This is a genomic window from Ruegeria sp. CDSC042, from assembly GCF_059610745.1.
The window spans coordinates 85,604-95,894 of record NZ_JBXWOF010000013.1; the positions used below are offsets into that span (position 1 = coordinate 85,604).

Here is a 10,291-nt window from a genome sequence, read left to right on the forward strand (position 1 = left end):
TCACTACGCCCATCCGAGTTGTTTTAGAGAGTGCCCATCATTCCAGATTTTGGTCATTCGGGCGATCTTATCACCTTCAAATTCCATAACGTAGGCATAGTTGGTTGCGATTTCTTTGCCGGTGGCAGGAACTGGTCCACCGTCACCGGTTTGTTTGCCGCTGAATACTGCTGTGGCCGTTACGATGTTGCGTTCGTGATCAGTCGAGAATGAGGTGATGTCGTAACTGCCATCTGGGATTGGGGTCAAAATTCCGGCGGTCCAAGCTGTATAGCCTTCGATTGTCGAGATATCGGCCAATGCGTCGGCTTCACATGTAAAAGCGGCACCGTCCTGACAGTATGACTTGCAGACGTTCCAGCCTTTGCCTGTTTCGCATGCATCAAAGAAGGCCATGGCCGTTTCGGAAATACTCATCGTGTTTCTCCTATCCCTGTTTCACTAGCGTCCAGCACGTCGTTGCCTTCAATTCCGTCTGGATGGGATAGTTTTAGAACATTTATTTTAAAAAATCAATTTTAAAATAAATATGGGATGAAATTCACCCGCGAATTTCCCTCATGATCAAGTCGTAAAAGTTTGGTATCACGTGCTTTTTTTCGTCGTGCCGCCCATACAAGACGGTCCCGTGAACGCAAAAAACCACAAAGCTCGCAAGCTGCGCCGTGTCCTTCTCCGCCCCGATATCTCCATCCGCCTGGGCATTACGAAGAGCAGTTTCAACCAATGACTCGACTTCTGCGCAGAACGCGCCCACCTGTTCAGCGGCCTCAGGACTTATCACATGCTTTTGTGCAAGGTGGTTCATCATCAGGCAGCCCTTGTATTCCGACTTGGCGGCCCCCACAAAAACGTTTCGGAGAAACATTTCGACGCCCTCTAAGTTAGGGTTGTCGATCAAAATACGATAGCGCGGCCCGATAACATGATCGCGGTAATGATCCAAAGCTGCTGAAAACAATCCTTCCTTGTCTCGAAACTCCTTGTACATGCTGGCCGTGTTCAGCCCGGTTTCGCGGACAACGTCACTTATCGATGCAGCTTTGTAGCCGTTTTGCCAAAAAACACCCATGGCTTTTTCAACTACAGCTTCGCGTGAATATGATCTTGGTCTACCCATCGGAGCATATTAAAATGATCATTTAAAAATCGCAACACGTACCGTCTGAGCAAGATCATGAAAAACCGTTACGCAGGGTAGAATCTTCGTGAACTGCCACGTTTTGCATGGTGCGCTCTTAATTTCCAACTCGCAGGCAAGTAGTTGACTTGTTATTGCTCCGTGTAGCGAGAATGCTCCCGCGTTTTCACAAATCGATGTCAGTATTGACCGCCTTTTTTTATTGTTCAAACCAACTGCAGAAAATGCGCGGCTCAATTTTCGCATCCCAGCGCGGCCTTCAATGACCGGTTCGATGAAATTCGCTGAGAGGCAAAGTTCCGATGGTCGAACGAGCCTGCCCTGACCTAGACCATTTGCACGAGCAATGCTGCATGATTTACAGCCTGGTCGCGTATCCCCGAAAATGTGAATCCTGACGCGTTTAGGTATCTCTGTAACGAGCGTCGGCTCGCTCCCATTTCATTTGCCACGCATTGGACCGTTGGCCTACCGTCTCGTGCCAAACCGAGCCTTGGCTCGGGACTGAATGGACCACTCGTGGCGCGCTGATGTTCGCGTAATCTCCAACGTGGAAATTCGACCTATTTGAGTGCAAGGTAATTACGGGCTGCATTTGGAGGAATCCGTTTTGATGGAATCGAATTCTGACTCTGGGACTTCCCCAGAATACTCCAAAACGCTGGAGGACTTTGACCTGGACCTCGCAAAGTCTGTCTTTTTCGGCAATTTCAGCGACGGAATCAATGCATGCGTAGAATGTTGTGATGCCCATTTGCAGGGCAATCCCCTGGCATTGAACTGGATTGCATTGGACGGGCACCATGAGACCCGCAACTTTGTAGAGTTGCGCGATGAAGCTGCGTGCTTCGCCAATTTGCTGAAGAAACAAGGCATCCGACCCGGCGATATCGTGGCGGGTCTGTTGCCGCGCACCCCGGATCTTGTGACAGTTGTTCTCGGCGCCCTCCGGGCAGGTGCGGCCTATCAACCTTTGTTTACAGCCTTTGGGCCCAAGGCCATTCAGGACCGTTTGACCATGAGCGGCGCGAAGATGGTTGTGACTGACGCCGCGAACCGCAAAAAGCTCAACGAAGTGGAAGGTTGCCCGCCTGTCGCGATGATTGCTGACACGCGACAAGAGGTTGTTGGGGGAGACATTGATTTCCGCCGGGCAATGGCCTCGCAATCGCCTGAGTTCGTCCCGGTATTGCGGAACGGCGATGACCTGATGTTCATGATGGCGACATCTGGAACTACAGGTCCCGCAAAAGGAGTTCCCGTGCCCCTAAAAGCTCTGCCTGCCTTTAGATCTTACATGATCGAAGGGATCGGTCTGCGGCATGAGGATGTTTTCTGGAACATTGCCGATCCGGGCTGGGCCTATGGTCTATACTATGCGTTGATCGGCCCGCTACTATTGGGTCATGCAACCACTCTGGTCGAGGGACCATTCACAGTGGACAGTACATATGACGTGATTTCGAGATTGAATGTGACTAACTTTGCAGGCGCGCCTACTGCGTTTCGACTAATCATCGCCGCCGGAACCGAGCGCGCGTCACAGCTGCGCGATCAGATCCGGTGCATCAGCAGCGCAGGCGAGCCGCTAAACCCCGAAGTCATCCGCTGGTTCGAGGCCGAAATGAATGCGCCGATTAAAGATCACTATGGGCAGACCGAAACGGGTATGCTGGTGAATAATCATCACGGGCTCGAACATCCGGTCCGTCCGGGATCGGCCGGCTATGTTATGCCGGGATACAGGGTCGAGGTTCTGGCCGAGGATGGCAGCATCGCCGATTTCAATGAGCCTGGTCAATTGGCCGTCAACATCGCGGATTCACCTCTCTTGTTCTTTAGCGGCTACCTGAACAAGGGCAACAAATCGATCGAGAACGGATACTATCTTACCGGGGACACGGTGGAGCGGGACGAACACGGATGTATCACTTTCGTAGGGCGGAACGACGACGTCATCACCTCTTCGGGGTATCGCATCGGACCGTTCGACGTTGAAAGCGCCCTGATTGAACACCCTTCTGTGACGGAGGCGGCAGTCGTAGGCGTGCCGGACAAGGAACGGACCGAAATAGTGAAAGCGGTAGTCGTACTGGCGGAAGGCACAGAAGGTAGTGAGGCGTTGGCTGCAGAGCTGAGGGATTATGTCAAACAGCGCCTTTCTGCACACGCCTATCCTCGGCTTATCGAATTCGTCAAAGAACTGCCGAAGACACCCAGCGGCAAAATTCAAAGGTTCCTGCTCCGAGAAGCGAGTGTCGGCGCCACTTGATCTAGCCTCTCGAAGGCAAGCTTCGTCGTTCAACTACATGGCAATTCTGCTGGGCAGCAACCGGCAGCTTCGTCCCGCGTTCTGTGAGTTCGCTTGTGTTGAGATATTGCTGTCGTAGCGAATGACCGCAAAGTGGGCTGCAACCGCAGCATCGTGAAGGCATGTCGAGTGACCGGTAAGGGCCGACCGTGTAGGTGGCCCAGAGATGTTTGATTTCAATAGCTTCAGCAACGGCCAAGGCACCCTCAAGTTCAACGCCAAGATACCTGACTGTACTGTTCATCTTTGTGTGCCCGAACAGAAGCTGAACGGCGCGAAAGTTGCTAGTCTTCTTGTAGATCTGAGTGACATTCGTTCGCCGCATCGAATGCGTGCCCTATGCACTGACTTCCAGTCCGATCGACGTGACCCAGTCCCGAACAATCCACGCATATTGACGTGGCGATATGTGAAGGCGCTCATGAGAACGGCCTAGCCAAAGATACTCTGATCCGACCATCAATTCGTATTCCATCCATTTCTCGACGGATGTGCGGGTGCCTTCCGATATCTCAAACCGAACTGACTTCTGCGTCTTGTTCTGCAGCACTGAGGCGCGTTCCCTGATCTGGCCTGACGCCAGCACATCCACAACTTTCCTCTTCACAAGGTCGCAGCCGCGAAGCTTGCTGTCGATTGCCATATTGAACAGAGCAAGATCACGATGGTTCTCTGCCAATTCAAGCCGCACCCGGATTGCCCAGACATGCTTAGGTTTCAGTGGCCGCTTCTGACCGACAATGCGGCCCTTGTTCCAGGCTAGCCGAAGTGCGCGAATGGCAGGTAGGATTGGTATTTTCATGACTAATCCTCCGATCCGCCATGCCCTCCCAAAACGACAACCCGACGTTGACACAAACGTCATACCAGAGGATGCCGCGCCGCCTCCGATGTCAGGAACCGAGTCCGACCTGCCCATTCGACAGAACGCAGTGAAAGTCAGTTTTTTATGGCTTGGCCATAAATGCGGCTCGGATCGCCTCCTTCATAGCGTCTTGAGGCCCTTGTTCTTTCGGCTTGCTGGATGCCATCACCAGCTTGGAGGCAGGTGTGTTTCCGAAGCCCAATGCGTCGTTCACCACCGATAGACCTGCGTGAAGCGACGAGCGACCAAGTAGACCTACTGCAATCCCAGCCTCAACCGCTGCGATCACGCCAGAGACGCTCTGGCTGGAATATACAAGGCGATATGGCTCTCCGCGGGCTTGCAAGGAACTGACTGCCGCGTCGCGCCACCAGCACGCATGATCGAATAGGGCCACCGGAAGGCTTTCATCGATCTGAAAATTCCGGCGCGCCGACGACACCCAACAAGTTGGGTCTTCATAAAGAACTTCCTCTTGGCTGGACGGGTTTTCGACCTCATAGACCGCAAGGTCCAGCGAACCTTTGTCGAGGGCCTCGGGAAAACTTGTGCTCAGGGCGCAGGTGACATCCAGTTCGACTTTTGGGTGATGACGGGTGAAGGACGCAATGATCTCGGCGAGTTTGGTTCGCCCGTGATCGTCGGGTATCCCCAAACGTAGTTTCCCGCTTACAGTGTTCTGGGAAATCTCCCGTAGTGCCGCGTCGAGACGTGCCGTCACCTCCTGCGCGACTGGAAATAGCTTTCGTCCCGTGTCGCTCAGGACCACCCCGCGGCCATGTCGGTCAAAGACCGGCTGACCAAGAATCCCTTCAAGGCGCTTGATTTGAAGGCTTGTTGCGGACTGCGACCGGTGGATACGAGCGGCGCCTTCTGTGACGCTTCCGGCATCAGCCACGGCGACGAAGGTTCGCAGAAGATCGCTATCCAGGTTTTCCATTTGTTTTTCCAATATCGGAAATTGAAACTATGCGTTTCACAGATGCCTCGCGCCGCACTATTTTTCAAGGTCAGAGGAGTATCCCATGTCCGATCAGACAGCTGCCAACCGACCATCCAACCGGAAACCCTTAGTGTGGGGCCTGTTTCTGCTTCTGTTGGCAGGTGTAGGTTTTGCTTGGCCGGAACACGCCGCAAACGCAGCAAGGTTCGTCCTATGGGGTCTAATTGTCGTTGCCCCCATTGTCATTCCGGGCATCATACTAGCAGCTTGGATCATCGCCAGCGGCGCGGATACCCACATCGCTGGCGCGTTCGAGGGCAGGACGCTGAGAGCGGTTTTGGCTGCATCGCTCATCGGAGCCATCACGCCGGTCTGCGGTGTGACGGTGCTGCCCTTAATGGCCGGATTGCTGGCAGCGGGCGTGCCACTCGCTCCGATCATGGCATTCTGGCTGTCCTCCCCAATAACTGATCCGGCGATGCTCGCGACAACAGCCGCGACACTGGGTTTGAGCTTTGCGATCGGCAAAACACTCGCAGCTTTCGGATTAGGCGTATTCGGGGGCGTGATCACAGGGCTATTCGCCAAGACACCTTGGGCAATGAGCGCGCTTCGAGACAATGGTCTTGCGCGCCAATTGAGTGCCGCACGATGCGGCAGGGATCAACCCTTTGATCCATGGGTATGGCGGTCTGAGGCACGAAGGCATTCTTTCAGCAGACAGTTCTGGGCGACCACGCGGCTGATCCTGATCTGCCTGATCCCGGCATTTGCCGCCGAGTATGCCTTAAACGCCGCACTGACGCCGGGCGTACTGGCAGCATATGTTGGCGAAGACAAATGGTGGGCCATACCCGCCGCTGTCTTTGTCGGTGCCCCGGCCTATATCGACGGTTACGCTGCGCTCCCGCTGACACGCGGGTTGATCGACAACGGCATGTCCGAAGGCGCGGCGATGGCTTTCCTTGTCTCGGGCGGTGTTGTCAGCATCTGGGGTGCGATGGCCATTGCACCGGTGCTCAAAATGCAACCGTTCATGCTCTATCTGTTGCTTGCAGTTCTGGGGTCGCTCGGGGCGGGGTATGTCTTTGGGTGGATTGTCTGAGATTCAGCGTTAACGGGAAGCAGATGTTCAGCAACAGGCAGCTTTGTCCGCTCTGTGTGAATTGATCGTTCCAGCCTCGCTGCGCGCTGCACCAATGGCCGGTTTCATCGCCGCGTCACAGCGCCAGATTTCGAGCGCATGCAGCGTTTCTTCCGTTGCGAGCCTGCGCCGCGAAAAATCACAATGACCGGGTTGGGCAGTTCGTATCCATATCGATAATGGGAGCCATTATCGTTATTGGTTTGCACTCGCAAACTTATCATTCACCTGCACGCAGTGCTGTAATAAGCGGTCGGCTACGGCAACTTTTGAGGTATCGAGGTGGCGCACATGTTTCGCAAGGGCCAATTCACGCCCGGACTCTGTCCATTCAAACAATTCGCAGAGCTGACCGTCTAGCTCCGATCTGATCGTTAAGACAGCTGGTCGGGCTCAAATCTTTGCAACAAAACCGGCAATGTCCAGGTCGGTGAGTGACTTCGGGCTGCAATCTGTTTTAGTAGCAAATCCCGAGCCTGCCGTCTCGTGAATGGGCTCTAGGTTTCAGCCGACATATCGGCTTCCACCCAGAACACCCCAGCATGATCTCCCTGACGGAGTAGCCCCTGAAGCGTCTCTTGTGAGCCGGCGCAGGGGTTTGGGTCATGGTCGGTCCATACCGTGGTGATCTTCCCACTATACCGGGTGGCCTTTCAGTATTGCAGCGCAGCAGTTACCGGAACTACATCGCAGCCGGACCTAATTCTCCCGCATTCCAGAATTGGTAGCATTCAGCTGGGCCAAGATTGCCACGTGGGCAAGCGATATCATAAATAATTTCCGCAAAACCCTCGATGATAACCCCAAACCCTGCCGCGACAATGATCACGGAACCAATGAGGTATCGACCATCTTCTTCAACTTGACCAAGCATTTGGTTTTCTTGATTTGGCCCCCAATTCAGGTGAATACCGTCTTCGATCGCGTATCCACCAGTATCAGTTCCGATCACATCAACATCGGACAAATCCAAGCTCCAATTCGGGTCTATTGCGGGATATTGCAGAGTGGCGGGCAGGTTATATTGACCCAGATGACGCTCTGAAGGCAAATCGAAGCTAAAGCCGGACGAATTGGTGGTTTGGTAGGTATTGGCCATCCCATCAGTGTGGTTGACTGTTTGCGAAACTGATGAGTGAACTTTGTGCGCAAACCCGCGTTGGCCATGGTCGCGCAACGGACCAGCCGTGGACGTTCCGGCACTCAGGACAATGGCGAATGCGGTGACGGATGTAATAAGTGTCTTTTTCATTTCTTGGTCCCTCTAGGTTGAGCCTGTCTGATACGCTGTAGGTGGACCCAACTTGGAAGTTTGCGGATTCTATTTATTGCGCTGACAGGTCAAGGTTTTGAGAAAAGGCTTCAAGTTGACGCCTATCCCCGCCAGGCATGAACTTGCCTTCGCCTTGCGTAAAATCGGCAAGATGGAACGGACGCTGTTTGTCATCCACTGGTTGCTCGATGCCGATATGCAGCGCCGTGCACAGATTAGGCTGAACAAGGGCGAGGCGCATCACGCCCCGAAGAACGCCTTGAGAATTGGTCTACAGGGTGAAATCCGCGACCGTACTGCCAAGGACTAGCACTATCGGATGGCAGGCCTTGTCCTCTTGGCCGCTATCATCATCCACTGGAACACCAAGCATCTGAGAAGAGCGGTCACCGCTTATGATACAATCCTGCCCCTTACCGGAATCCATCCCAAACACGCTGCTAACAGGCGCTAGCTTGATGACTTTTCTCAAAACCTTGACTTGTCAGCGCAATAAATCTGAACCGCGGTTTGCCAGATTGAGTGCACACACAGCGTTTCAGATACGCTCGGCTGAAAAGGAACCAAACGATGAAAAAAGTACTGATTGCCTCCACCACAGTGTTCGCGATTGTTGCAAGCGCCGGAATGTCCATGGCTGGTCCGGTGCGTGATCAAGCCCAGCGTGGGTTTGAGAAGAATGTCCACACATCCGTTTCACAAGCAAACAACCACGCTGGGAAGAAAGCCAACAACCATCAAACCACTCAGATGATTGGCGGCGGTTCTGGTTTGACGTCAAAGCACGATCTGGGTCAAAAGAACCAGTCCTTAACTCAGGAGAATAGCACATATGGCGCCGGAGGGGGCTCGCAGCTTTCCAATGCTCCCCTTATCGGCGGCATTACCGTTTATTTCCTTGAAGTGCCTGAATTCGACTTTGATGCAAGAAGGCTTAAAAACGTTTTTGACATTGATGCTGGTACAGTGATCAAACGCAGGAGACGCTGAGGCTAAGATGCTGAAAGAGACCAAGCTGTGAACAGCGAGGCGAGATTTACCGGTGATCAACTCCAGCTGGTTCGCTCCTTTTGCTGGCTGGACGTTGTGATGCAACGGAGCTTCCAAGACCCGCTAAATTCCTAGATCACAAACCGATCATGTGCTTTGCCATTACGCGCACCCAGTGACCATTCGTTTAAACTAGACCAACTACGGAATGAGTGCGCTTGTCGGCTTTAACCTGATCAATCCGGCGCGGTTGTCGCTAAGCCAGTGTTTACCTGACAGAGAATGCCCCACTGCCAAACACGCCGCAAACAGGCGTTCGTTTGATGTATTTTCTCAAAACCTTGATGTGCCAGCGCAATCAATCTGAGGCGCAGATCGCCAATTTGATTGCATACACAGCGTGCCAAACACGCTTAGCTGAAAGGCGCGAAAAGATGAAAAAGGCAATGTTCACATCCGCAACAGTATTCGTGCTTGTCGTAAGTGCCGGAATGTCTATGGCCGGTCCTTCGCGTGGCAACCTAAGCGGGTTTAAACAGGGTGTTCGCTCATCAGTTTCGCAAGCACACAACCGCACTGAGACGCAAAGCAACGGTTCCAAAGCCTTCACCGCCAGCCAGGTGCTGATTGATTTGACCACAACCGCCGGACCATTGTTCTGGTTTGAGTCCCAAAGTGAACGCGACAGCTATGATGTCGGTGAAGGCGAGTTGACGACGAACAACGGCACTCTGCGATATGGCGCGAATTTGCCTTTGGGTGAGATCGCGGGCGGACAGCTGTTTGGCGGGCTGGAATTTGGCATCGGCAGCCTGTCATCGAACGTCGGCACCAGCCTGGCCAGTGCCAATATCTCGACCGAAGCCTACGATGCAACCCTGAGCGCGCTTTGGGTTGCGGACAGTCTGTTTTATGTCGAGGGCCAGCTTCGCTATGGGTATTTCGACAGCCAGATACGTCCGGATGGCAGGGGCGCAGTGGATGCCGATGGCAGTGGGTATGAGGTATCTGTTGAAGTTGGCAAGCCCTTCACGCTGCTGAACGAATGGACGCTCACCCCGCAAGTGCAGATCATGTACAGCGATATCGACATGGACGATGTCCCAGATCGCGTCGGGGACAGTCGGATAGGATCGCTGGTGGATGGTGAAACATTGACGGCTCGGGTCGGACTGCGTGCTGAGCGTGCCATTGCAAACAATTCGATGCTGTATGGTCAAATCGACGTCTATCATACGTTCGACAACGCAACCTCGTTGGTGTTTGGGCAAAGTACAGTGTTCACCGAGCGCGGTCAGGACACAGCGGCCCTGACCTTTGGCGGTAATTTCTCCCTGTCAGATCGCTCTTGGTTCTATGGTGAGATCACTACTGAAACTGGATTGGGAAGCAGCTCGGACGACTACGCCTTCAGCTGGAGCATCGGCGTAGAGGTGCAGTTTTGAATCGTAACGGGGTTCAGACGCCAGCTCGATGTTTTTTCTCAAAACCTTGATGTGTCATCGCAATAAATCTGACCGACAGATCGCCAAATTGAATGCACACATAGCGTTTCAAACACGCTCAACCGAAAGGAACCAAGAAATGAAAAAGGCACTGATTTCCTTCGTCACCGCGTTCGCCA

Annotated in this window: 8 protein-coding genes and 2 pseudogenes; 5 read left to right on the forward strand and 5 right to left on the reverse strand. The window is 53.5% G+C overall.

The genetic code is table 11. From position 1 onward, the window contains the following. Positions 1–3: 3 nt before the first annotated feature. Together AC2FHX_RS19905 and AC2FHX_RS19910 are read right to left on the reverse strand one after the other, a co-directional pair. Complete coding sequence (locus AC2FHX_RS19905; protein ID WP_496703417.1) at positions 4–417, reverse strand: ester cyclase; 414 nt, start codon at positions 415–417, stop codon at positions 4–6. A gap of 124 nt (positions 418–541) precedes the next feature. After that, a complete protein-coding gene (locus tag AC2FHX_RS19910; protein WP_496703415.1) occupies positions 542–1,120 on the reverse strand; it encodes a TetR/AcrR family transcriptional regulator in 579 nt (192 codons plus the stop codon). 775 nt (positions 1,121–1,895) lie between these two features. Here AC2FHX_RS19910 and AC2FHX_RS19915 point away from each other — a divergent pair. Further along, positions 1,896–3,413 (forward strand): AMP-binding protein, encoded by a 1,518-nt coding sequence (locus AC2FHX_RS19915; RefSeq protein ID WP_496703413.1) that lies wholly within the window; start codon positions 1,896–1,898, stop codon positions 3,411–3,413. 211 nt (positions 3,414–3,624) lie between these two features. Here the strand turns inward: AC2FHX_RS19915 and AC2FHX_RS19920 are convergent. Together AC2FHX_RS19920 and AC2FHX_RS19925 are read right to left on the reverse strand one after the other, a co-directional pair. Then, positions 3,625–4,254: pseudogene (locus AC2FHX_RS19920) on the reverse strand (tyrosine-type recombinase/integrase); the annotation flags it as partial. Between the two features lie 145 nt (positions 4,255–4,399). Beyond that, positions 4,400–5,257, reverse strand: a complete 858-nt coding sequence (locus tag AC2FHX_RS19925) for a LysR substrate-binding domain-containing protein (protein WP_496691959.1) — start codon at positions 5,255–5,257, stop codon at positions 4,400–4,402. Positions 5,258–5,342: 85 nt separating this feature from the next. Here AC2FHX_RS19925 and AC2FHX_RS19930 point away from each other — a divergent pair, with 85 nt between their 5' ends. Continuing rightward, on the forward strand, positions 5,343–6,365 hold the full coding sequence (locus AC2FHX_RS19930) for a permease (protein WP_496703411.1): 1,023 nt from the start codon (positions 5,343–5,345) through the stop codon (positions 6,363–6,365). Positions 6,366–7,086: 721 nt separating this feature from the next. Here the strand turns inward: AC2FHX_RS19930 and AC2FHX_RS19935 are convergent. Beyond that, on the reverse strand, positions 7,087–7,656 hold the full coding sequence (locus AC2FHX_RS19935; RefSeq protein WP_496703409.1) for a hypothetical protein: 570 nt from the start codon (positions 7,654–7,656) through the stop codon (positions 7,087–7,089). Between the two features lie 112 nt (positions 7,657–7,768). Between AC2FHX_RS19935 and AC2FHX_RS19940 the strand changes: the two are divergent. The 3 genes and pseudogenes from AC2FHX_RS19940 to AC2FHX_RS19950 form a co-directional block, all read left to right on the forward strand. Then, a pseudogene (locus AC2FHX_RS19940) lies at positions 7,769–8,068 on the forward strand (Tn3 family transposase); the annotation flags it as partial. A gap of 179 nt (positions 8,069–8,247) precedes the next feature. Then, positions 8,248–8,667 (forward strand): hypothetical protein, encoded by a 420-nt coding sequence (locus tag AC2FHX_RS19945; RefSeq protein WP_496703407.1) that lies wholly within the window; start codon positions 8,248–8,250, stop codon positions 8,665–8,667. 434 nt (positions 8,668–9,101) lie between these two features. Next, positions 9,102–10,112 (forward strand): autotransporter domain-containing protein, encoded by a 1,011-nt coding sequence (locus tag AC2FHX_RS19950; RefSeq protein WP_496703405.1) that lies wholly within the window; start codon positions 9,102–9,104, stop codon positions 10,110–10,112. Positions 10,113–10,291 lie beyond the last annotated feature (179 nt).